Source organism: Nitrosomonas sp. H1_AOB3 (assembly GCF_015709435.1).
In the GTDB taxonomy this organism is placed as follows: domain Bacteria; phylum Pseudomonadota; class Gammaproteobacteria; order Burkholderiales; family Nitrosomonadaceae; genus Nitrosomonas; species Nitrosomonas europaea.
Map to the genome: position 1 here is coordinate 1,748,427 of NZ_CP054389.1, position 22,821 is coordinate 1,771,247.

The window sequence follows — 22,821 nt, forward strand, 5'->3', positions numbered from 1 at the left end:
CCGGAATCCGAAGGTTGATTTTCTGAGTAACGGTAGACAAAAGGGCGAGTATAGTAACTTTGCTGTACCTTGTCAGGGAGTTTTCACGGCATCCATCACCTTGATCGCCTGAGTGCTCTGCATGATCAGCGCGTAGGAAACTGTATCGAATACACGAAAAACCAGCGCCAGGCCAATACGTTCATCCGGGAGACTGACCGGCTTTCCCTCGTGCGACCGTATATCATTCTTGCGATAAACAGCAAGCACGTGTCCAGGCTCGATCCGGTCGTGACTACCCTGATTGAGCGTCACAATCATATTTTCCCCGATCTCGTTCACACCGCCATAGACTGAAATGATCCGGGCCGTTACCGGAAAATCAGGTGCATGCGGCAGATAATCATCGATTCTGGCAGATGAAAGCGGCAACAGGCGATCACCTTTCAGGATCTCCTGCACGGAACGGGAAATCTTCGCCGTACTGATCACTGCAAAATCGGTGATTTCGACCGTTCCCAGATAAACGGCTTCGTAACCAAGGATACGGTTATCGTAGTCAGGGTCGGTCAGTGCTTTCCCATTGCGAAATACCTGCCAAATCACGCCCTGATCGGCAGGTAGATCACCCACATAAACCTTGTCACCGGTACTCAGAATCACACGATCGTCACTCGCCCCGAGTATCACAGGTGCTCTATCCAGTTTGCCTTTTTCGATGACCAGTGGCTGATTCAGAAAAGGCTCGATTTTTGCAGCCGGAATAACGGGAATAGCCCGCATAGCCGATTCCTCGGCACGAATCCGAGGGGAGAGCCTGACGACACCCTTCTCACTCGCCATTCTCAGGCGCTTACCATACCGGGTGTTTTCGATGATGATGACATCTCCAGGATAAATCCGATGCGGATTCCTGATCTGCCCCCGGTTCATCTGCCAGATTTCCGGCCAGCGCCAGGGCTCCTTGAGAAAGCGGGAGGCTATTCCCCAGAGCGTATCACCGGGAACGACCTGGTAGCGATCCGGAATGTCATCCCGCAATCCGATTTCGCCAGCTGAGAAAGACAGACCAGAAAACAGACTGGTAAACAAAATCACGGATATAATTGTCAAAGTGCGCATAAGGGTTCTTCATCTCCATCGAAATACCCGAAAAGTAAGGCAATCTGTCATCACAAGCCTTACCGGACTGGACAGAACACCGGGTTAGTCAGAAAATCGGCCGGTGCACAATGATAGAACCGCTTCCCAGAATCCTAGTATCCGAATTATGCAAATTTGTTATGGCAATTCTGAACATACTCCGCTACCCCGATGAACGATTGCACAAGATTGCAACCGAAGTGCCCTCCATCACCCGGGAAATACGCACTCTGGTCAGTAACATGGCCGAAACCATGTACGCCGCACCAGGTATAGGTTTGGCGGCTACCCAGGTGGATGTCCACCAGCGGATAATCGTCATCGATGTCTCCGAAACCCGCGATGAGCTGCTGGTGCTGATCAATCCGGAGATCATCGCCAGCAGCGGAAACGCGGAAACACAGGAAGGGTGCCTCTCGGTACCCGGTATTTTTGACAAGGTCACCCGTGCCGAGGAAGTTACCGTCCGGGCAACCGGCATTGATGGAAAATCCTTTGAAATGGACGCATCCGGGCTGCTGGCAGTTTGTATCCAGCACGAAATGGATCATCTCATGGGAAAAGTATTTGTCGAATACCTGTCACCCTTCAAGCAATCCCGCATTCTGAGCAAGCTGAAAAAACAGGCGCGCAGGCAAATTGCCTGATCGGATTCAGCCAGTGTTCCTGCTCCGGTAACTCACATTCATCCAGCGAACACCGTCACGCATGAGAATCATTTTTGCAGGTACACCGGACTTCGCGGCCAGAGCGCTGGAGGAGTTGCAGAAAGCAGGATTCGATATCATCCTCACCCTGACTCAACCGGACCGGCCAGCCGGACGCGGCATGAAAATGCAGGCAAGCCCGGTCAAAATACTGGCACAGCAATATGATATCCCGCTGTTACAGCCGGAAACGCTGAAATCGTCAGACATACAGGCACAACTCGCCACATTCAAACCTGATGTAATGATCGTCGCAGCCTACGGATTGCTGCTGCCGGAGGCGGTATTGCGCATCCCCCGTCATGGCTGTATCAACATTCATGCATCCCTGCTGCCGCGCTGGCGGGGCGCTGCGCCCATTCAGCGCGCCCTGCTGGAAGGTGATACAGAAACCGGCATCTCCATCATGCAGATGAATCAGGGACTGGATACCGGAGCAGTCCTGCTGAAACGGTCGCTCCCCATTGAACCGTACGATACGACGGCGACCCTGCATGACAAACTGGCTGACCTCGGTGGCAAATGTATCGTCGAAGCCTTGACATTACTGGATCAGGGCAGACTCATCTCTGAGCCGCAGAATGAGGTGGACGCCTGTTACGCGGCAAAAATACGGAAAATTGAGGCCGAAATCGACTGGACATGCGATGCGGCATATATCGACCGGATGATCCGGACATTCGACCCGCACCCCGGTGCATTTACCCATCTGCAGGGAAACACGATCAAACTGTGGCAAGCTCGTATCGTCAGCCACGTCAATCACAATAGCTCTCATCAGGCTGGGAAAATCATCACTGTCGATCCTGATGGCATCGTGGTTGCATGCGGCCGTGATGCTTTATCCATCGATATCCTGCAAAAAGCAGGCGGAAAAAAACTGACCGCTGCACAATTCCTTGCCGGACACCCGCTACACCCCGGGGAAAGTTTCCATAAGGCGACACAGGATAACCAGGGCGCCTCTGAAACATGATCGAAGTTCAATTACTGGCTGTGCAGGCGATCAGGGAAGTTTTCGCTGGTGCCAATCTGACCGAAGTATTACGCAATATCTGGCAGACCGGTTCCCATCTCACCCCTCAGCAGCGTGGTGCCATTCAGGATATTGCTTATGGCGTGCTCCGCCATTACGGGCAACTCGATGCCATTCTCCACAAATTACTGAACAAACCGGTGCAGGACAAACAGCTTCATTACCTGCTGGCCGTCGCTCTGTATCAGCTTCGTTACAGCAAGGCACCGGCACATGCCATCGTCGATCATGCAGTTTCATCTTCGCGGAAAATCACACGCAATCCCGCGGTATCAGGACTGGTCAATGCCGTACTGCGCAATTTCATGCGTAAGCGCACTTCTCTGCCGGATCAGATCAGAAACGACGACATCGCCCGCTATTCCTATCCGCAATGGTGGATCGACAAACTGCGTCAGCAATACCCACAGGATTACGAGGCCATACTGCTCGCGGGCAATGAACACCCCGCCATGATTTTGCGTGTCAACCGGTTGCGCACTTCGGTCGACCACTATCAGGCAATGCTGGATGCGCAGAATATCGACTCCGAATGGCTGTGGGATACTGCCTTGCGGCTTTCCAGACCGGTCGCCGTGGAGAAATTACCGGGATTCTCCGAAGGACTGGTCACCGTGCAGGATGCCGGTGCACAATTTGCCGCTCCCCTGCTGGATGTCGAAGCAGGTATGCGTGTACTGGATGCCTGTGCAGCGCCGGGCGGCAAAAGCACTCATCTCGCCGAACTGGCCGAGAACATTGAATTAACCGTACTGGATAAACAGGAAGACCGGCTCGCCAGGTTGAAAGAAAATTTCTCCCGCTTGAAAATAGCCGGTTACCAGCTGGTATGTGGTGACGCAATGAGTCCGTCACACTGGTGGGATGGTCAACTGTATGATCGAATCCTGGCCGATGTTCCGTGCTCGGCTTCGGGCGTGATCAGCCGCCACCCGGACATCAAATGGCTCAGAAGACCTGAAGATATCGATCACTTCGCTCAGACACAAACGGCGATATTGAATGGGCTGTGGCCACTACTGCAACGTGGAGGAAAGCTGTTGTACGTCACCTGCTCAGTGTTCAATGAAGAAAACGATGCAGTTGCCGACAAATTCCTCACGACTCACGAGGATGCCAGCAGATTGCCCTGTTCTCACGGGATGCTCGGCCGTGGCCAGTTACTGCCGGGATCACATCATGATGGCTTCTTTTATGCTTTATTCCGGAAAAACTGACCTGTTTGCCACTATCAGGCGCCCCTGGCGCAACCTGATATTTTTATTGCTGGTCATGCTGCTGTCGCCTGCCACCCTTGCCGCCGAAAAAGGACATATAGAAATCGAATCCTTCCATGTCAGAAAATCCGGCGAAAGTTTTCAGATCGATGTCGAAGCCAACATCGATCTGAGCAGAACGATGAAGCAGGCTCTTAAAAAAGGAGTCGATCTTTATTTCGTCACCCGGCTTCTGATCATGAAACCACGCTGGTACTGGCTGGATGAAGAAGTCGCCCGTTCCAAGGAAAGAATCGAACTCAGCTATCAGGCACTGACCAGACAGTATCGGTTGACTCAGCACGGGCAGCCACGCAATTTTCCAACACTGAAAGCCGCATTACAGGCGTTGGGACACCAGCCGGATATGCTGATCAGGGAGAATCAACCCCTCCTGCCCGACACCACCTATACGGCTATTCTACAGATATGGCTGGACATCTCACGTTTATCCAAACCTTTTCAACTGGAGTGGCTCGATACCGAGGACTGGAATCTCAGCTCCAAAAGAAAAATCTGGCAGATCAAATTTCCGCCTGCATCTGATGCCGGCAATGAGTCTGGCCTTCATTAGAAAACCAGTTTATGAAATACGTTATTTTCGTAGTTGCAGGGCTGAGTGCCGTCATGCTGTACCTGTTGGCTTCAGCCGGAGCCAATACTGAATTCTTCGAGCGTCATTATCGCTGGCTGATCGTCAGCATCACAATTTTCCTGCTGCTCCTGATCGGGGTCGTGGGGTTCCTGCTCGGGCGGTTACGACGCCGTCTCAAAACGGGTGAATTCGGTTCTAAACTGGCGCTGCGGCTTCTGATGGTGTTTTCACTGATGGCAATCCTTCCCGGTGTGCTGATTTACAGTATCTCAGTACAGTTTCTGGAAAAAAGTATCGAATCCTGGTTCGACGTCAAGGTGGATCGAGCGCTGGAAGGTGGCCTGACACTGGGTCAGACGATACTGGACAACCTGCTGGAAGAATTGCAGAAAAAAGCACAGGTAGCCGCACTCGATCTGGCAGAACCGGCATCGTTCCCTCTGACTGTCCTGAATCAGCTTCTGATCCAGTCCCAGATCCAGGAAGCCACCCTGTTCAATCAGGAAGGAAAAGTCATTGCCTTCACCAGCCTGGATGATGCCGTACTGTTTCCTGAGATCCCCAATACGGAAGCAATGCGGCATATCCGGATGCAGAAAAACTACAGCGCAGTCGAAACGCTCGCCGATAATACCCTGTACTTGCGGGTGCTCGTTCCGGTCAATGTACTGAGCGCTGAAGAAGATATCCGGGTATTACAGGTGCTGCAGCGTGTACCCCCCTCCATTGCACGCAATGCCGAGATAGTTCAGGCCGGTTTCAGTGATTATCAGGAATTGATGTTGTCCCGCCAGGGACTGACACGGCTGTACAGCGCCACGCTGACCCTCGCTTTGCTGCTGGCATTGTTTTCGGCACTCGCCTGTGCTTTCCTGATCAGTGAAAAACTGAGTGCTCCACTGGGGTTGCTGGCCGAAGGAACCCGCGCGGTGGCGCAGGGCGATTTCAGCCGGCGACACCAGGTTCACAGTACGGATGAATTCGGTATCCTGACGGAATCGTTCAACCTCATGACCGAGCAACTGGCAGCCGCACGTACAATCGCACAGCAGCACCAGCAGGAAGTCGAGAACGCGCGCGCCTATCTTGAAAATATTCTGGCCAATCTGTCATCAGGTGTCATCGTCTTTGATAAAGCATTGAGAATACGTGCAGTCAACCAGAGCGCCGAGCAGATATTGCAGATTCCACTGATCAGTTTCGAAGGGCTGACCGTGGAAGAATGTGCCGAGCAGGAATCAGGATTGAGGTTACTGGCCGCCGAAATAAGAGGTGGCTTCGATTCCGAGGAAGCCGGTGAATGGCAGCGACAGGTATTGCACTTCACTGCAGACAAAGAACAGGTTCTGTTGCTGCGTGGCTCCCGTCTGCCCCAGGCATCCGGCGGCGGTGGCGTGGTGGTATTCGATGACATTACCAGCCTGTTGCAGGTCCAGCGTACCGTGGCATGGGGAGAAGTGGCGCGGCGCCTGGCACACGAAATCAAAAACCCGCTCACTCCGATCCAGTTATCCGCCGAACGCCTGCAGCACAAGCTGGTCAGCAAACTTGACGAACCGGACGCAAAAATACTGAAACGTTCTACCGAAACGATCGTTAGCCAGGTCGAGGCACTAAAAAGAATGGTGAATGAATTCCGGGAATATGCACGTGTGCCCGAGCTCGAACTGTGCCAGGTGGATGTCAATCGTCTGGTGCGGGAAGTATTGGCGCTTTACCAGATGAGCGACAATACTGAGAATGAATCACCGCAACCTCCCATTACCCTGGAACTGGCGGGAGAAATTTCTCCTGTTCGGGGAGATCCGGCAAGATTACGGCAGGTCATACATAACCTGTTACAGAATGCGCAGGACGCTTTGATCGGCATGGAAGATGCCAGAATTACCGTGCAGACCCGATCCGTGAGCAACGGTATCGAGCTGAGTGTGATCGACAACGGCAAGGGATTCCCGGAGCAAGTCAGAGCACATGCCTTTGAACCTTATGTCACGACCAAACCGAGAGGAACCGGCCTGGGGTTGCCAATCGTCAAGAAAATCGTGGATGAGCACAGCGGCACGATCAAAATACAAAACATCCAGCCTCATGGCGCTCAGATTTCAATTACCCTGCCTGCTTTACCCTGCAGTACCCCGCAACCCTCAACCAAAGCTGCCTGAATCTGAAGGCCAGGTTGATCATTGCCGTATAGGGAGGAGCAAATCAATTGAATGGGTACAGTTACAAAGTTTTGCACACAGAAAACATGCAAGGCACAATGACAGAACCAGCCGTTCTGCCAGAAATACCCGATGATCGACAACAGAACCAAAGATCTCAAACGACGCAAATTTCAGGGTAACACTCCAGCTGAAATGTTGAAAACTCACATTCCGGTTATAGAAAAAGGACAAGGATCACATGGCCAATAACACGATTCTCGTTGTAGATGATGAGCTGGGAATACGCGAACTGTTATCCGAAATACTGGGAGATGAAGGCTATAACGTTGCGCTGGCGGAAAATGCGGAGCAGGCAAGAAATTATCGCAGCCAGACCCGCCCCGATCTGGTGCTGCTGGATATCTGGATGCCGGATACAGATGGCATTACGCTGCTGAAAGACTGGGCAAACAACGGCCTCCTGACCATGCCGGTCGTCATGATGTCAGGGCACGGCACGATCGATACGGCAGTAGAAGCCACACGCGTCGGTGCAGTCGGCTACCTGGAAAAACCGATCCCGCTGCAGAAACTGCTGAATACCGTCGGGCAAGTCATGCGCGGTGGCAAGCAGCACAAATTCTCCCCCACCCTTTCCCTGTCCAATCTGGGGCACAGCGGACTGATCACGGAACTCAGAAAAAAACTCGAGCAGGTAGAGAATCTCAAAATCCCTGTCCTGCTGACGGGAGAACCCGGTGTCGGTGTAGAACATTGCGCACGATTCCTGCATCGCCCCAACACGGCCTGGATAGTACCGGAATCCTGCTCATTCCTCGCTGAAAGCCCCCTGACCCAACTGGAACAGGCAAAAGGAGGGTTGCTCTTCCTCGGAGAAGTCGGAGATCTGAGCAAGCTCGAACAAAAAGGCCTGCTGCTGCTGCTCGGCAAACTGGAACAATACGGCGTCCGGCTGGTGTGCGCCACGATACGTCCTTTGGCAGAGCTCACCGCACAAGGTACGTATCATCCCAGGTTGTTTGAGATACTGAGCAACCTCTGTATTACTATCCCGCCCTTGCGGGCCCATCGTGAAGACGTACCGGAAATGGCCAGTCAGCTGCTCTCAGGCTGGATCGAATCGGGAGAAATACCCCTCATGCACTTCAGCACAGCGGCACTGAATGCCCTGCGCAATTATGACTGGCCGGGAAATCTCGCACAGTTGACCAGCATCGTGCATTCGCTCGCACTGACCTGCACCGGCGATGAAATTTCCGTCGATGCTGTGCAGCAGGCCCTGACCCTTTCCTCACGAGAAGCGGTTTCCGTTGTTTCAGACATTCCGCTCAACATATCGCTGCGTGAAGCACGAGACATCTTTGAGAAAAATTATTTTGAAAAGCTGATCGAGCAGGAAGGTGGCAATATGACTCGTGTTGCTGAACGAGCCGGCCTGGAACGCACTCATCTTTACCGGAAAATCAAAACACTGGGCATCAAGCCACGCAGCCAGAACTATTAGCGAAAACGGATCTGCTATCGACCAGTACGTACGGGAGCAGCCTTCCCCTGCCAGAAATATAATTGCAGGTCGCGATTATGACACGCTGCTTTACAACAAAGGGGGTGGTCAGTATAATTGCCGACTTGTTTTGCTCGGGGGTATAGCTCAGCTGGGAGAGCGCTTGCATGGCATGCAAGAGGTCAGCGGTTCGATCCCGCTTATCTCCACCAGCTTGTTTGCCTCACCTGTCAATCTTGGTCCCCATCGTCTAGAGGCCTAGGACACCACCCTTTCACGGTGGGTACAGGGGTTCGAATCCCCTTGGGGACGCCATCATCATTCCGGCGTCAGCAGTATATTCATATAATCTGCCCGATATGTTCTACCGAGCGGTCGCAAAATCAGGTTGTTACCTGTTATCCGCTTCCGTTACGTAATTCAGTCTGTATCCTCCATCAGTTACAATCAGTAACCGCCCGACCAATCAGGAGAAAAGGCGCTGCGCCTGGATAAAATCGATTATCTGTCGGGCCAGTCTATTTTCCAGACAGTCGAATATCTGCAGTCCGCTCATCGACCTCAGCCAGGTCAATTGACGTTTAGCCAGCTGCCGGGTCGCAAAAACACCCGTTTCCTGCATTCTGGCAAAGCTGATTTCATTGTCCAGGTACATGCAAACCTGGCGATAACCCACACACCGCATCGAAGGCATATCGCCGTTGACATGGAACTGCTCCCGGATCAGGCGTACTTCATCGATCAGACCGGCTTCCAGCATGGTTGCAAACCGTTGACTGATACGGTCGTGTAAAACACTGCGGTCGCCCGGGAGCAGCGCGATATTGAAAACACGAAATGGAAAATCGGCATTTTGCTGCTGCTCCAGCATTTCCGACATGGGCTTGCCGGTCAGATAACAGACTTCCAGCGCACGCTGTATTCGCTGACTGTCATTCGGCTGGATACGACCCGCCGTTACAGGATCGAGTTGGCTCAAAACAGCATGCATGGCAGGCCATCCCTTATCGAGGGCCTGCTGCTCCAATGCTCTGCGCACGCTATCATCCGCTGGAGGCAATGCAGCGAGTCCCTGCCGCAACACTTTGAAATAAAGCATGGTACCTCCGACCAGTAACGGAACCCTGCCGCGTGCCGTAATCTCACGCATCACCGACAAAGCATCCTCCCTGAAGCGTGCAGCGGAATAATTTTCATCAGGGTCAATCAAATCGATCAGATGGTGAGGAATTTCCGACAGTATCAGTTTGTCCGGCTTGGCGCTGCCGATATCCATAAACCGGTAAACCTGGGCTGAGTCGACACCAATGATTTCCACCGGGAAACGTCGTGCAATCTCCAGAGCCATAGCAGATTTTCCGCTGGCAGTAGGTCCCATCAGGAAAATCGCCGGTGGGGATTCGATATCAGGATAGTTCACAGCCAACTGTTATCAGTTACAATAAAAAAAGCAGATGACCGGTTTCCAGGCCAATTCCTGATAAGCGGCCTAGACCATCGTCTGCTGGAGTTTCCAAACGGCAGTAAAAGCAGCGGAAACGGTGCAGGAACTGTCTGTCATCCATCGGGAGAACACTTGAAAATACTTGCCATTCTACTTCTGCTATCCATCCTCTACAGCCTGGGCTCTGCACTTTATTTCATGATCAAGGATAAAGGCGACAGTACACGCATGGTCAAATCGCTCACTATCCGGGTCACACTCTCACTGGTACTGTTCATGCTCATGATGCTATGGGTCTACATCGAATATATTCACGGCAATTGAAACAAGCTGAATTTCTGCAGTCCGGGTTGGTAACTTCACCCGGGGCACAGCATTACCCGAACCTACCATCAATAAACCACTTCCACCTTGTCACGACCGAGAATGTCCATAAGCGACTCGATCAGCCCTTCATGTAAATGAACACGCCAACGGCTGCTCAAATCAATTTCACAACTACCCACCTGGTTACGAAAATCGATCGATACCGCACAACCTGACGAAGGAATGACATTATTCACTCCATTTTCCGGTAGATTGGCAGCCAGCAACTCCTTCAGTTGCGCGGGCGTGAGAAGCCCGGAGTCATCGATCATGATTCTCAGTTTTCTGGCATGCATCGAACGAGCAGTGACGTAATCATAAATCTCCTTCGCCACGATACGCCGATCAGCATTTTCCCCGTTACCATGGCTGACCAAGGCTCTGACGACCAGCAACTGATCTGCCTTCATGAAGTGTGAACCCGTGCTCAGCAAATCACTGTAGACTACGACCTCGACTCTTGCCAGCCCGTCATCCAGCGTAACAATCGCCATCTTCCCGCGCCGGGACATTTGTGTCCGTATGGCATAGATCACGCCGGCAATGAGCTGCGGTTCACGTCCGGGAACGATACGGCTGAGGCGCACCGGGATGAAGCAGCTCAGCTCCTTGGCATAGCTGTCATAAGGATGGCCGCTCAGATAAAAACCCAGCGCCATTTTTTCGTTCTGCAGCTTCTCTCTCTCCGGCCATTGCGCAACACCTGTAATTGCTGGCGGCTGAATCAAATCTGTATTTTCATCGAACAAGCTCACCTGACTGGCAGCCAGGCTGCATTGCTCGGCATACTCCATGGCATTGCCCACGGATTCAAGGAGTGCTGCGCGATTGGTTTCAACCGAATCAAATGCACCCGCACGGATGAGCGCTTCAATAGTACGACGATTGACGATACGTCGGTCGACACGCCGGCAGAAATCGAACAAACCAGTAAATGTACTTCCCTGCTCCCTGACCTGAACGATAGCCGAGATAGCTGCCTCCCCCGACCCCTTTACGGCTCCCAGACCATAGCGAATAGTTTTATGATCGACCGGAACGAAGTAATACCCCGATTCATTGATATCCGGCGGCAGGATGACAATCCCGTTCAGTTTGCAATCCTCATAAAACACATTCACCTTATCCGTATCATCCATATCCGATGACATACAGGCAGCCATGAACTCTGCCGGATAATGGGTCTTGAGATAGGCCGTCTGGTAAGCAATCAGCGCATACGCGGCCGCATGGGATTTATTGAAACCGTAACCGGCAAATTTTTCCATCAGGCCAAACAGCGTCACGGCATCCGCTTCGGCCATTTCGTTCCTGATTGCACCTTCAACGAACACGGCACGTTGCTGTGCCATTTCCTCCACTTTCTTTTTGCCCATGGCACGCCGCAGCAAATCAGCCCCGCCCAGGCTGTAACCGCCGATTACCTGGGCAATCTGCATCACTTGCTCCTGATAAATCATGATGCCGTAAGTAGGTCCAAGGATCGGCTGCAGGCGCGGATCCAGATAATCCACCCGCTTGCCGTGCTTGCGCTCGATGAAGTCAGGTATCAGATCCATCGGCCCCGGCCGGTAAAGCGCCACCAGCGCGATCAGATCCTCAAACCGGTCAGGTCTTGCCCGCTGCAGCAGATCTTTCATCCCGCGTGATTCAAACTGAAAAATCCCGACAGTATTGCCCTTCGCCATCAAAGAAAATGTGGCCGCATCCTCGAGGGAAATACTCTCCAGTGAAAAATGACTTTCTTCGGCAGGTTGCACATCCGGTTCAGCCACCGCCGATCCGGGAGACGCTGCCCGATACTGCCGGATATCGGCAACTGCCCGATCGAGAATGGTCAATGTCCGCAACCCGAGGAAGTCAAACTTCACCAGGCCGACTTTCTCGACATCATCCTTGTCATACTGGCTAACAACCGCATCTCCCGAATCAGCACAGTAAACCGGACAGAAATCGGTGATCTTCCCCGGCGCAATCAGCACACCCCCCGCGTGCATTCCCACGTTGCGCGTCAATCCTTCCAGTCGTTCTGCCAGTTCCAGCAGATTGCGCACATCTTCCTCTTCCTCCGCACGCTGGTTGAGCAATGGCTCGATTTCACGCGCCTTGCGCAAGGTCATACCCAGTTCGAACGGCACCAGCTTGGCCAGCTGATCAACAAAGTTATACGGCAGATCAAGCACTCGCCCGACATCACGCACTACCGCCTTGGCAGCCATGGTACCGAATGTTGCAATCTGCGCCACACTCTCCGCGCCGTAACGGTCGCGCACGTATTCGATCACCTGCTCACGCCGATCCTGACAAAAATCGATATCGAAATCCGGCATGGAAACGCGCTCCGGATTCAGGAATCGTTCGAACAGCAAATCGTAAAGCAGCGGATCCAGGTCAGTAATCCCCAGAGAATAGGCTACCAGCGATCCTGCGCCGGAACCGCGTCCCGGCCCGACCGGCACATCATGCTGCTTGGCCCAGCCGATAAAGTCGGCCACAATCAGAAAATAACCGGCAAACCCCATCTGGATGATGGTTTCCACTTCAAAATCCAGCCGCATCTGATAAATTGGCCGCCTTTCGTCACGTTGCAGTACCTGCGGGAACGATTGCAGCAAACGTGCTTCGAGCCCTGTCTGAGCCAGCTCGCGCAGATGCTGTTCGACACTGATTCCGGCAGGTGTCGGAAAATCCGGTAACCGGTTGACCCCCAGCTCCAGCATCAGCGAACAACGTCTGGCAATTTCCACACTGTTGGCCAGTGCTTCCGGCACATCACGGAACAGCTCGCCCATTTCTGCCGGCGTTTTGAAGTACTGTTGCCCGGTAAATTCCTTCGGACGCCGGCGATCTCCCAGTACATACCCCTGTGCGATACATACACGCGCTTCATGTGCCCTGAAATCCTCCGGCCGCATGAACTGCACCGGGTGAGTCGCCACTACCGGCAGTTTCAGGCTGGAAGCCAGATCCAGCAGGGCATATCCTGATGTTTCCTCATTAGGGCGGCCACAACGCTGAATTTCCAGATAAAACCTTCCGGGGAACAAATCTGCCCACTGCTGCGCAGCCATTACTGCAGCAGGCGGGTCAGCCAGCAATAATTGCTCAACCTCCCCCTGGCCTCCGCCGGACAACGCAATCAACCCTTCTGTACCCGCATCCTCTTCCCGAAACCAGCTTTTTTTCAGCTCGGCACGACCGCGACACATATTCTCGCGATAAGCACGAGACAGCAGGCGGCTCAAAAGCAGATAACCGGAAAAAGACTGGCACAGCAGCAGCAAGCGAAAAGGCCGATCTGCATCGTTTTCATTCGTGACCCAGACATCGCAGCCGGCAATCGGCTTGATCCCGGCCTTGAAGGCACACTGATAAAATTTGACCAGACCAAAGAGATTGGAAAGATCCGTCAATGCCAACGCTGGCATCCCGACATCGCGCGCTTTTGCAACCGCTTCTTCAACCCGCACGATACCGTCCACGACAGAATACTCGCTGTGCAACCGCAAATGGATGAAAACAGGGTCAATCGGCATGGTGATACAATGGCAACATTCACTGAAACTTTGAAAAACAACCGGATAGCGAAGGAAAGAGCTGAAGCAGCTTTATTTCCTCAGCCCATTTGCCTCATTTTACATCATGCTGAAAGCCCCTGAATTACTCCTGCCCGCCGGCTCTCTGGAAAAAATGCGTGCTGCCTACGCTTTTGGAGCAGATGCGGTCTATGCCGGCCAGCCGCGCTACTCGCTGCGCGCCCGCAACAATGAATTTACCCTACCACAGTTGTGCACAGGAATCACTGAAGCGCATCAGCTCGGCAAGAAATTTTTTGTGGCAAGTAACCTGATGCCGCACAACAGCAAGGTCAAGACCTACCTGCGTGATATGGCGCCTGTCATCGAACTGCAGCCCGATGCACTGATTATGGCCGACCCCGGCCTCATCATGATGGTACGGGAAACATGGCCGGATGTGCCAATTCATCTGTCCGTCCAGGCCAATACCGTCAACTATGCCGCTGTCAAATTCTGGCAATCACTCGGCCTGACGCGTGTCATCCTGTCGCGTGAACTGTCGCTGGAAGAAATCAGTGAGATCCGCACACTCTGCCCGGACATGGAACTCGAAGTATTCGTGCATGGCGCCTTATGTATCGCCTACTCCGGACGATGCCTGCTGTCCGGCTATTTCAACCATCGCGACCCCAATCAGGGTACCTGCACCAATTCCTGCCGCTGGGATTACAAGGTCAAGGCCGCTGAAGAAAATGCCAGTGGCGATATCGAACTGCCACAAAAAATCGACTTTGATTTCAATGAAGCACTCCAATCGACTGAATCCATTTCTTTCAGCAACACTGCCATAAAACGTCACCCGGCAGCCGATCAGGTTTATCTGATCGAGGAAAGCCAGCGACCGGGGCAACTGATGCCTGTGATGGAAGACGAGCATGGCACCTACATCATGAACTCGAAGGATTTGCGCGCGGTCGAGCATGTGGCGCACCTGACCGAAATCGGTATCGACTCACTCAAGGTCGAAGGACGAACCAAATCAGCCTACTATGTCGCACGTACCGCACAGGTTTATCGTCAGGCAATCGATGATGCCGTTCATCAGCGCCCTTTCGATCCGGCACTGTTAGGCCAGCTGGAAGGCCTGGCCAATCGCGGCTATACCGATGGCTTCTATCAGCGCCATCACAGCCAGGAAACGCAGAATTATCTGCGTGGCCATTCTGAATCCTCCCGCAGCCAGTATGTGGGCGACATCGAACATGTGGATGCCACCACCGGCATGGCCGAAATCCTGGTCAAGAATCGCTTCCAGACCGGTGATCGCCTGGAAATCGTTCACCCTTCCGGTAATCGCGTCATCCAGCTCGAACAAATGCAGGATCTTGAAGGCAATGCCGTCAGCGTTGCACCCGGCAGCGGCCATCGTGTCAGAATCCCACTAAGCGGGGATATCGAAAAAGCATTCGTTGCCAGATTTTTATAAATTCACCTCGATAATCGATCCTGCTTCTCGCTGTATTTTCTTACCTGGTTCAAGCGGGATTCAGGCAAATACCCAGGAAAAACCATCCCGGCGCCTTCAAAGGTCCCTTCAGGGAAATCCATAGGCGGGTTATGCATTTCCGGTACAATTACCGCATGCAACGCAGCAAAACGCCAAACACAAAAAATTCTGATACCGGGTCGATACCAGGCAACATCATCCTGATCGGTATGATGGGCTCTGGTAAAACCACGGTTGGCAAGTTACTAGCAAATCTCGTCGGCAAGACTTTCATCGACATCGATCATGAAATCCAGCGACGCACAGGGGTCGGAATACCCGTGATCTTCGAAATAGAAGGAGAAGCCGGTTTTCGCAAACGTGAAAGCGAAGTACTGCGGGATATCGTCAGGCAGCAGAACATCGTACTCGCTACCGGAGGGGGGGCAATATTACACCCCGATAATCGTGCCTTACTGCGGCAGCATGGTACGGTGGTTTATCTGTGTGCACCCGTCACGGAATTGCGCCGCCGTACTTATCTGGATAAAAACCGGCCTCTGCTGCAAACCGGAAACGTGCATGCCAAACTGATTGAGCTATTTACCCAACGCGATCCGCTGTATCGCGAAACCGCACATATCATCATGGACAGCGGTCGGCAAAGTGCCCGTGCTTTCGTCCAGAAACTGATACAGAAATTACGCCAGTCCAATCAGGAATTCACTGCTGTCGGATCTCCTCCTGGCGTTAAACCGTCTGAATAACCGCAAACCGCCTTATACCCGGCAATATGATTTACACACGGATTCTGATAAACCCCGATCAGGCTTTGCTTCCGCTGAATGATAATCTTGAAAGAATGTGATATGAATGCAATAGAATCAATCGAAGTTGCGCTTGACACCCTCCCGGAAAACCGCAGTTACTCCATTCATATCGGACAGGGGTTGCTCTCCAGAATGGATCTGCTGCTTCCCCATCTGCCTGGTAAAAAGGTTGCAATCGTCACCAATACCACCATAGCACCGCTCTACCTGGAAAAACTGCGTAGCGCGCTTGCCGAGCATCACGTGGAAACCTTCGCGATCACCCTGCCCGACGGCGAACGGTACAAACACTGGGAAACGCTGAATCTGATCTTTGATGCACTGCTGGAACACCGCTGCGAGCGTAGGACACCGCTGATTGCACTGGGAGGCGGAGTCATCGGCGACCTGACCGGTTTTGCGGCCGCCACCTATTTGCGCGGCGTACCGTTCATCCAGATTCCCACCACCCTGCTCGCGCAAGTAGATTCGTCCGTAGGCGGAAAGACCGGGATCAACCATCCGCTTGGCAAAAACATGATTGGCGCCTTTTACCAGCCGCAACTGGTTCTGACTGATTCAGCCACCCTCACCACCCTGCCGGACAGGGAACTGCGCGCCGGCATCGCAGAAATCATCAAATACGGTCTGATCTATGACGCAAATTTCTTCGACTGGCTGGAACAGCACATGAACTCACTGCTGGCGCGTGATCCTGCAGCAGTGAATTACGCAATCCGCCGCAGTTGTGAAATCAAGGCTGAAATCGTTTCGCTGGATGAACGTGAAAGCGGTTTGCGGGCGCTGCTCAATCTGGGCCATACTTTTGGCCATGCAATCGAGAATGCCATGGGTTACGGCGCATGGCTGCACGGTGAGGCTGTTGCCGCCGGCACCCTCATGGCGGCTGATCTCTCCCGGCGTTTGCAGCGCATTACCTCTCAGGAGGTCGATCGTATCCGGCACTTGTTCGAAAATACCGGATTACCGGTAAAAGGCCCGCGCATCTCGCCTGAACGCTACCTGGAATCGATGCAGCTCGATAAAAAAGTAAAGGAGGGCGCCATCCGTTTCATCCTGCTCGATGGTATCGGCAAAGCATCACCGGGCGATACCGTCCCCACTCCCCTGCTGCTTGAAACATTGTCAGCCTGCGTTGCCGATGCGTAGCAATCTGGCACCCTACGCCGTATCCGACACCAACTCACGCGGCCGCCGTATCCATGAAGAATTACCGGCCGGACGCAGCCAGTTTCAGCGCGACCGCGATCGCGTCATTCATTCCACTGCTTTTCGCCGGCTGGAATATAAAACCCAGGTATTCGTCAATCATGAGGGCGATTTGTTTCGCACCCGTCTGACTCACAGCCTGGAAGTCGCCCAGATCGGTCGTTCCATTGCGCGCAATCTGAATCTCAACGAAGAGCTGGTGGAAGCGATTACGCTCTCACACGATCTGGGACACACGCCTTTCGGCCATGCCGGCCAGGATGCCCTGAACGACTGCATGAAAACTTACGGAGGTTTTGAGCACAACTTGCAATCGCTCCGTGTGGTAGATGTGTTGGAAGAACGCTATGCCGCATTCAACGGGCTGAATCTGTGTTTCGAAACCCGCGAAGGTATCCTGAAAAGAGTCCCAAAATCCAAAGCTGCGGCGCTGGACGAACTGGGAACACGTTTTCTGCATGGCCACAGTGCTTCACTGGAAGCACAGCTCGCCAATCTGGCAGACGAAATTGCCTACAACAATCACGATGTGGATGATGGCTTACGCTCTGGCCTGATTACCCTGGCACAGCTCGAAGAAATCGAAATCTTCGCGCGCCACCTACACCAGGTAAAACAGCATTATCCGGATATTACCGGACGGCGTTTGATTCATGAAACCGTGCGCGGCATGATCAATACACTGGTAGTCGACCTGACCGTGCAAAGCGGCACCCGCATCAGGGATGCCAGCCCGGACAGCCCGGACAGCGTGCGCGAAAAACCGGTTCTGATCGGTTTCAGCGATACGATCAAACGACAGCAGCAGGAACTGAAACGTTTTCTGCACAAAAATCTCTACAAGCATTACCAGGTCATGCGTATGAGCAACAAGGCACGGCATACGATTGAAAAATTGTTTACCGCGTTTGAAACTGAACCTGCATTATTGCCCTATGAATATCAGCAAAAATTTCAGGAATACGGGCATCAGGCTATCGCCGATTACATCGCCGGCATGACCGACCGCTATGCCATCAGGGAATACCAGCGCCTGTTTGCCATCACCGAAAATTGAGCAAAACCTGCAAATACCTGTATACCCGATTCTTCAGTATGTACAGCAATCATATCAACCAATCAGTAAAACAAGACCGATACCACTGGATGGGTCAAATCATCAATCAAACAGAAAAGGAAAAAAGCATGAAGACAATCGCAGTTCTTTTGACAGCCCTCCTGCTGGCCACCGGCTGCGGGAATAAGGAATCCACCGGTGAAACAGCATCTGATGAACCAGAAATCGTAATGATGGATGAATCCACTTCCGTCGGCGAACTCCCCTCGATTCTGAAAGAAGGTTTGTCGAATAAAGAACAGGATGAGCTGAAGAAACAGATCATGCCGATACTGGATGATGGCCTCACACCGGAACAACGTTTCCTGAACCTGCGCAAGGATGCGGAGGCTGGCAACGCAGAAGCGCAGAACAGCCTCGGTTCCATGTATTTCTCCGGAGAAGCCATTTCCCGCGATGCACAAGGGAAGGTGAAGGATAAAGATCCAGAAACAGCTGCAGGATGGTTCTTCCGGGCGGCTGAACAAGGCCATGCCGGCGCTCAGTTCAACCTCGGGCTACTGTATTTCAGTGGCGAGGGTGTTACCAGGGACACTGCCAAAGCAGTCGAACTATTTACCAAATCTGCCGAACAGGGAAATATCGACGCGCAGAACAACCTTGGCGTCATCTATCTGATGGGCGAAGGTGTCAAGCAGAATACCGACAAAGCCATCGAATGGTTTGAGAAAGCGGCCGAACAGGGCAATGAAGAAGCCATCAAAAACCTTGAAGCAGTCCGTGCATCGCAAACAGATCCCAAAGAAGCGGCGGACAAACAGTAAATCACAATACCAGTCATCAGATTGACGATGAAATTGAAGAGGGGGCGAGCTGCTGGAAGCGGATCAGTTCACCCCTGGAGTTGATAATTGATGGTGGAACCCGTGTTGTTGCCGCTCCGGCGGCGAGTATGCCCCGCTGGAGCGGGGTGGGCTGTATTCCCACACTGGAGCGCAGGAACCATCAAACCCGGACTGTCCTTGTGAGCACCAACGGGCGCGAAGCAGTCCAGAAGCAGTGGTAACAAAGACAATACATCAATCATTCAAATCTGGATGGATAGATGGATTCAGCGTGCCACCTTACCCATCTGTATCGTAGACGGGCAAGGCCAGCGATGCTGGTTTATACCTCACCGCATCCTGCTGCACCATCAGAATATGTCAATTTCTGCTAGTATTTGATATAAGGAATATCAACCCTATTGTGAACGTAGGAGAATTTCATGGGAATGAACATCAATCTCACACCTCAGCTTGAAGAAATGGTACGACAAAAGGTGACATCCGGACTCTATACGTCAGCCAGTGAAGTGGTGCGCGAAGCCCTGCGTTTGATGGAAGAGAAAGATCAAGTACGCGCCGCCAAGCTGGAGCGACTGCGTAACGATATCCAGGAAGGATTAAACAGCGGTCCAGCTACGGCCTGGGATGCAGAGGATATCAAGCGAGCGGGACGGGCAAAGGGGAGAAAGTCTTCTACCAATCGCACTGTATAAGCGTGAATGCCAGCCATCTACAAGCGCCCACTTGCTCAGGAAGACCTGATTGAGATTTGGGAATATATTGCTGCTGACAGCATCGATCGTGCTGATGCCTTCATCGATATCGTTGATGATAAGCTTAGAACGCTTGCGACCCAGCCCGGGATGGGACGTACCCGTGATGAACTGATGGCTGAGCTGCATAGCTTTCCTGTCGGCCGTTACATACTGTTTTACGAACTGGTTACGGATGGCATTGCCCTGGTACGCGTATTACATAGCGCCCGCGACATTCCCGCTCAATTCGCAGGTGAGTGATACAGCAGGAGTTGTGATCATTCCCGCGCTCCGGCTAAGAATACAGTCCACCCCGCTCCAGCGGGGTATAGCGGAAACTCAGGCGGCCATGGATCCATGACAGTGTGCCGACATGATCAGCAGACAGCCAGACCTCAAGTTCATCCACCATGAGACCTGCCTCTGATGATGACAGTCCGGCCAACATCACCTTGCCCCCAGAGCATCGATCACCCGCAGCACTTGCTCAAGTCGCAGCGTGGGCTTGCCGGCTTCAAGGTCACCATAAATCGTAACCCGACACCAGCACCAGTGCCAATTCGGACTGAGTAAGGCGCAAACTGTTTGCGCGCAGCTCGTAGGGTGGCGCCGAGTGTGTGTGTAGAATCGATACGGATCATGAATGTGATTATCAGATAATTTTCCCATTCGGGAAATATTGACTGCTTTGCAGAGATTCCCTAATGGATCAGTACCAAATAATCGGTCAGGCGAAGCAAATGTACAGGCAGGGTGTTGATCATGACATCCAGTGCTGTATCAGGTTCGTCGGTGGAAAATACACCACTGACCTTCAAGGCTTTCAGTTTCTGATTGGTGATAAAAATACGGCCGTGACGATGGCGATTGAGGGTGTCCACGACCTCGGCTAGAGGCGTGTCGTAGAACACGAGCTGATTTCTGAGCCAGGCGGTGATGGCAGTATGATCGAAGGGCGATGGTGAGGAGATACCCTGGGGCGATAGCGTAGCCTGCTGGCCAGGGAAAAGAACAATCGGTGAGCCGTTCGGGTTATTGGAGTGGTCAGGAGTACTTAACTCCACTTGCCCCTCGTCCAGACTGACTATAGCGGTATCCTGATGCAAACGGATATTGAAGCGAGTGCCGGTGACTCGCACGGAACCCGCGCTGGTCGCTACGATGAAAGGGCGATTATCGGCTGATGTCACTTCAAACCAGGCTTCTCCCTTGAGCAGGCGTACCTGTCGTCGTTCCGCCGTGAAATCAACTGCCAAGGCACTGTCGGTATTGAGCGTGATGCGACTGTTGTCTGCCATCAGAAAAGACGTTTCTTGACCAATGACAGTCATGTAATCGCTTTGCCAGCGGGTAACCCAGTCCTGTTGCCAGCCAATGACAATGGTAATGGCCAGTACCAGGCAGGCAGCCAGAGCCAGATACTGGAACCCGCGTCCCAAGGATCGCTGCCGCAACTTGTGGAGGGGAACGGTTTTTGCGGCAAAGGTATGATCAGACTGTTCAGCCATCAGCTGTGTTACCGGGGTCTCCAGCGCTCCCCAGAGTGATTCCATTTCCTCATAGGCCTGCCGATGGCGTGCATCAGCCGCAAGCCAGATGTTGAAGGCTTTCTGAAGTTCGATATCCGTTTCACCATGCTGCAGCCGTGCTTGCCAGATCGCCGCTTCTTCCAGAATGGTTTCCGGTAGTTCTTCTGTGATATTGCGTGTCGAGTTCATCAATGTTGGTCTTTGCCCAAAGGATGAAAGTTCTGAGAGGGCTTCTGTACCATGAGAAGAAACAACCATTTCTTAGTAAGACGGGCGGAGAAGAGTTTTTTCCCCAGTCTTGTGTGTAACAACGATACGATGGCGATGGCCAGGATAGATGGCCTGACCATCGTGGCACTACGGTCTGCCATCAGATGTTTCGTCCAGCGTCACGCAATCGCTGCCGGCAGTGTAGCATGGCACGGGCGACGTGCTTTTCGACAGTTCTTTCAGAAATGGACAGGTGGACGGCTACCTCCCGCATGCTCAGGCCGTGACCGCGATAGAGCAGGAATACTTCGCGGCACTTATCCGGTAACTCGCGTATTGCAGCATCGAGAATAGCTAATTCTTGCTGAGAAATGATCGCATCGATCAGATCGGGTGTATGGCCGGGTAACTGATCCAGATGTTCATTGCTATTCTCAGCCTCGTAACTATCGCCTTCTTCCCGCCCCCAGTTCTTTTGACGGCGAACGTGGTCTACGGCAACATTACCCGCCATACGGTAAAGGTAGGCACGAGGGTTGTCTGGTAAATCAGCAGAAGTGGTTCTGGCGCGAATCCAGGTTTCCTGGATCACATCTTCCGCCATCAGGGATGAACCGGTACGTTGGTGGATGAATTGCCGGAGCTCATCATAGTAAGCTTCTACTGCTTGTGATAATGATGTGAACCTGGATTTCGTCATTTTCTGATTCGAATGGTGGGCCGTGTCGTAAAAGAGTGCTGACAACCTAAAAATGAGAACTATTTGCATTCTAAGAGATGAGACAGCAGGCTGACAATGTCTATTTGATCTGGTATCAGCCTGGAACGGGTCGCCCGGTACAACAATCAACACCTGCCCGGACCATCGGATATATTCCTTCCGCGCAGGCCGAAGAAAATTATCATCTGACTCAAACTGGCAGGACTCCGATGACTGTTACTTCAACCAAACACCCCCACAATTCTGGGGGTCAGTTCAGGACGGTGGCAATTTGGGAAAAGGCACGGATTTACTATAACCCGCCACTTCCCCTGGTGATAGAAGACCGGGGGCATAACCTGGCCTAAGGAACCTCTGAAAAACTACCTGCGTTGCCATTTCTACGTTAAAAATCAGCTTAAAATGCTCATTTATTATGTATAAGCTCCGCTTTTTACTCGGCGCCAGCGCCTCGCCCTACGGGCCAGCCTTACGGCTGTTCGCT

Annotated in this window: 20 protein-coding genes and 2 tRNA genes; 16 read left to right on the top strand and 6 right to left on the bottom strand. The window is 52.7% G+C overall.

Translation table 11 applies throughout. From position 1 onward, the window contains the following. Positions 1-72: 72 nt before the first annotated feature. On the bottom strand, positions 73-1,101 hold the full coding sequence (locus HRU73_RS08255) for a LysM peptidoglycan-binding domain-containing protein (protein WP_011112500.1): 1,029 nt from the start codon (positions 1,099-1,101) through the stop codon (positions 73-75). 161 nt (positions 1,102-1,262) lie between these two features. On the opposite strand from HRU73_RS08255, the gene def reads away from it, so the two are divergent. The 8 genes from def (at position 1,263) to HRU73_RS08295 (ending at position 8,700) form a co-directional block, all read left to right on the top strand. Then, complete coding sequence (def, locus tag HRU73_RS08260) at positions 1,263-1,769, top strand: peptide deformylase (RefSeq protein ID WP_041356817.1); 507 nt, start codon at positions 1,263-1,265, stop codon at positions 1,767-1,769. Positions 1,770-1,830: 61 nt separating this feature from the next. Further along, the gene (fmt, locus tag HRU73_RS08265; protein ID WP_287398377.1) at positions 1,831-2,805 is read left to right on the top strand and encodes a methionyl-tRNA formyltransferase; all 975 of its coding nucleotides are present in this window, start codon (positions 1,831-1,833) and stop codon (positions 2,803-2,805) included. Then, positions 2,802-4,082 carry a 16S rRNA (cytosine(967)-C(5))-methyltransferase RsmB gene (gene rsmB / locus HRU73_RS08270; protein ID WP_011112503.1) on the top strand — a complete coding sequence of 427 codons (1,281 nt, stop codon included), beginning with the start codon at positions 2,802-2,804 and terminating at the stop codon, positions 4,080-4,082. The genes fmt and rsmB overlap by 4 nt, the downstream gene beginning before the upstream one ends. Further along, positions 4,045-4,695, top strand: a complete 651-nt coding sequence (locus tag HRU73_RS08275) for a DUF4390 domain-containing protein (protein ID WP_287398378.1) — start codon at positions 4,045-4,047, stop codon at positions 4,693-4,695. The genes rsmB and HRU73_RS08275 overlap by 38 nt, the downstream gene beginning before the upstream one ends. A gap of 11 nt (positions 4,696-4,706) precedes the next feature. Then, a complete protein-coding gene (locus tag HRU73_RS08280) occupies positions 4,707-6,878 on the top strand; it encodes a sensor histidine kinase (RefSeq protein ID WP_287398379.1) in 2,172 nt (723 codons plus the stop codon). A gap of 241 nt (positions 6,879-7,119) precedes the next feature. Continuing rightward, on the top strand, positions 7,120-8,385 hold the full coding sequence (locus tag HRU73_RS08285; protein ID WP_011112506.1) for a sigma-54-dependent transcriptional regulator: 1,266 nt from the start codon (positions 7,120-7,122) through the stop codon (positions 8,383-8,385). Positions 8,386-8,521: 136 nt separating this feature from the next. Continuing rightward, positions 8,522-8,597: transfer RNA gene (locus tag HRU73_RS08290), tRNA-Ala, on the top strand. Between the two features lie 27 nt (positions 8,598-8,624). Then, positions 8,625-8,700: transfer RNA gene (locus HRU73_RS08295), tRNA-Glu, on the top strand. A gap of 151 nt (positions 8,701-8,851) precedes the next feature. Here the strand turns inward: HRU73_RS08295 and miaA are convergent. Continuing rightward, complete coding sequence (gene miaA, locus HRU73_RS08300; protein WP_287398380.1) at positions 8,852-9,805, bottom strand: tRNA (adenosine(37)-N6)-dimethylallyltransferase MiaA; 954 nt, start codon at positions 9,803-9,805, stop codon at positions 8,852-8,854. 156 nt (positions 9,806-9,961) lie between these two features. On the opposite strand from miaA, the gene HRU73_RS08305 reads away from it, so the two are divergent. Then, on the top strand, positions 9,962-10,153 hold the full coding sequence (locus HRU73_RS08305) for a twin transmembrane helix small protein (protein ID WP_011112508.1): 192 nt from the start codon (positions 9,962-9,964) through the stop codon (positions 10,151-10,153). A 68-nt stretch (positions 10,154-10,221) separates the two neighbouring features. Here the strand turns inward: HRU73_RS08305 and dnaE are convergent, their stop codons facing one another. Then, on the bottom strand, positions 10,222-13,731 hold the full coding sequence (dnaE, locus tag HRU73_RS08310) for a DNA polymerase III subunit alpha (protein ID WP_287398381.1): 3,510 nt from the start codon (positions 13,729-13,731) through the stop codon (positions 10,222-10,224). A 106-nt stretch (positions 13,732-13,837) separates the two neighbouring features. On the opposite strand from dnaE, the gene trhP reads away from it, so the two are divergent. From trhP to HRU73_RS08345, 7 genes are all read left to right on the top strand, one after another. Continuing rightward, positions 13,838-15,199, top strand: a complete 1,362-nt coding sequence (gene trhP, locus HRU73_RS08315; protein ID WP_353765019.1) for a prephenate-dependent tRNA uridine(34) hydroxylase TrhP — start codon at positions 13,838-13,840, stop codon at positions 15,197-15,199. 155 nt (positions 15,200-15,354) lie between these two features. Then, a complete protein-coding gene (locus tag HRU73_RS08320) occupies positions 15,355-15,966 on the top strand; it encodes a shikimate kinase (RefSeq protein ID WP_287398382.1) in 612 nt (203 codons plus the stop codon). 102 nt (positions 15,967-16,068) lie between these two features. Continuing rightward, positions 16,069-17,178 carry a 3-dehydroquinate synthase gene (gene aroB / locus HRU73_RS08325; RefSeq protein WP_287398383.1) on the top strand — a complete coding sequence of 370 codons (1,110 nt, stop codon included), beginning with the start codon at positions 16,069-16,071 and terminating at the stop codon, positions 17,176-17,178. Continuing rightward, entirely contained in the window at positions 17,171-18,295 is a 1,125-nt protein-coding gene (locus tag HRU73_RS08330) for a deoxyguanosinetriphosphate triphosphohydrolase (RefSeq protein ID WP_287398384.1), read from the top strand. Before aroB ends, HRU73_RS08330 begins: the two co-directional genes overlap by 8 nt. 128 nt (positions 18,296-18,423) lie before the next feature. Then, the gene (locus HRU73_RS08335; protein ID WP_287398385.1) at positions 18,424-19,119 is read left to right on the top strand and encodes a tetratricopeptide repeat protein; all 696 of its coding nucleotides are present in this window, start codon (positions 18,424-18,426) and stop codon (positions 19,117-19,119) included. 449 nt (positions 19,120-19,568) lie between these two features. Beyond that, complete coding sequence (locus HRU73_RS08340; protein WP_287398386.1) at positions 19,569-19,835, top strand: type II toxin-antitoxin system ParD family antitoxin; 267 nt, start codon at positions 19,569-19,571, stop codon at positions 19,833-19,835. Between the two features lie 6 nt (positions 19,836-19,841). After that, complete coding sequence (locus HRU73_RS08345; protein ID WP_287398387.1) at positions 19,842-20,138, top strand: type II toxin-antitoxin system RelE/ParE family toxin; 297 nt, start codon at positions 19,842-19,844, stop codon at positions 20,136-20,138. Positions 20,139-20,172: 34 nt separating this feature from the next. Here HRU73_RS08345 and HRU73_RS08350 read toward each other — a convergent pair whose 3' ends face one another. The 3 genes from HRU73_RS08350 to HRU73_RS08360 form a co-directional block, all read right to left on the bottom strand. Further along, positions 20,173-20,328, bottom strand: a complete 156-nt coding sequence (locus HRU73_RS08350; protein ID WP_287398388.1) for a hypothetical protein — start codon at positions 20,326-20,328, stop codon at positions 20,173-20,175. Between the two features lie 250 nt (positions 20,329-20,578). Continuing rightward, positions 20,579-21,595 (bottom strand): FecR family protein, encoded by a 1,017-nt coding sequence (locus tag HRU73_RS08355; RefSeq protein WP_287398389.1) that lies wholly within the window; start codon positions 21,593-21,595, stop codon positions 20,579-20,581. Positions 21,596-21,776: 181 nt separating this feature from the next. Next, positions 21,777-22,316 carry an RNA polymerase sigma factor gene (locus tag HRU73_RS08360; protein WP_287398390.1) on the bottom strand — a complete coding sequence of 180 codons (540 nt, stop codon included), beginning with the start codon at positions 22,314-22,316 and terminating at the stop codon, positions 21,777-21,779. Positions 22,317-22,821: the final 505 nt, after the last annotated feature.

Bases quoted from the DNA above. Each gene is read 5' to 3' on its own strand.
- HRU73_RS08255 (WP_011112500.1), bottom strand. From the start codon at position 1,101: ATGCGCACTTTGACAATTATATCCGTGATTTTGTTTACCAGTCTGTTT.
- HRU73_RS08320 (WP_287398382.1), top strand. From the start codon at position 15,355: ATGCAACGCAGCAAAACGCCAAACACAAAAAATTCTGATACCGGGTCG.
- aroB (WP_287398383.1), top strand. From the start codon at position 16,069: ATGAATGCAATAGAATCAATCGAAGTTGCGCTTGACACCCTCCCGGAA.
- HRU73_RS08340 (WP_287398386.1), top strand. From the start codon at position 19,569: ATGAACATCAATCTCACACCTCAGCTTGAAGAAATGGTACGACAAAAG.
- trhP (WP_353765019.1), top strand. From the start codon at position 13,838: ATGCTGAAAGCCCCTGAATTACTCCTGCCCGCCGGCTCTCTGGAAAAA.
- HRU73_RS08360 (WP_287398390.1), bottom strand. From the start codon at position 22,316: ATGACGAAATCCAGGTTCACATCATTATCACAAGCAGTAGAAGCTTAC.
- HRU73_RS08275 (WP_287398378.1), top strand. From the start codon at position 4,045: ATGATGGCTTCTTTTATGCTTTATTCCGGAAAAACTGACCTGTTTGCC.
- HRU73_RS08285 (WP_011112506.1), top strand. From the start codon at position 7,120: ATGGCCAATAACACGATTCTCGTTGTAGATGATGAGCTGGGAATACGC.
- HRU73_RS08330 (WP_287398384.1), top strand. From the start codon at position 17,171: ATGCGTAGCAATCTGGCACCCTACGCCGTATCCGACACCAACTCACGC.
- HRU73_RS08345 (WP_287398387.1), top strand. From the start codon at position 19,842: ATGCCAGCCATCTACAAGCGCCCACTTGCTCAGGAAGACCTGATTGAG.
- dnaE (WP_287398381.1), bottom strand. From the start codon at position 13,731: ATGCCGATTGACCCTGTTTTCATCCATTTGCGGTTGCACAGCGAGTAT.
- HRU73_RS08335 (WP_287398385.1), top strand. From the start codon at position 18,424: ATGAAGACAATCGCAGTTCTTTTGACAGCCCTCCTGCTGGCCACCGGC.
- fmt (WP_287398377.1), top strand. From the start codon at position 1,831: ATGAGAATCATTTTTGCAGGTACACCGGACTTCGCGGCCAGAGCGCTG.
- HRU73_RS08280 (WP_287398379.1), top strand. From the start codon at position 4,707: ATGAAATACGTTATTTTCGTAGTTGCAGGGCTGAGTGCCGTCATGCTG.
- rsmB (WP_011112503.1), top strand. From the start codon at position 2,802: ATGATCGAAGTTCAATTACTGGCTGTGCAGGCGATCAGGGAAGTTTTC.
- def (WP_041356817.1), top strand. From the start codon at position 1,263: ATGGCAATTCTGAACATACTCCGCTACCCCGATGAACGATTGCACAAG.
- HRU73_RS08355 (WP_287398389.1), bottom strand. From the start codon at position 21,595: ATGAACTCGACACGCAATATCACAGAAGAACTACCGGAAACCATTCTG.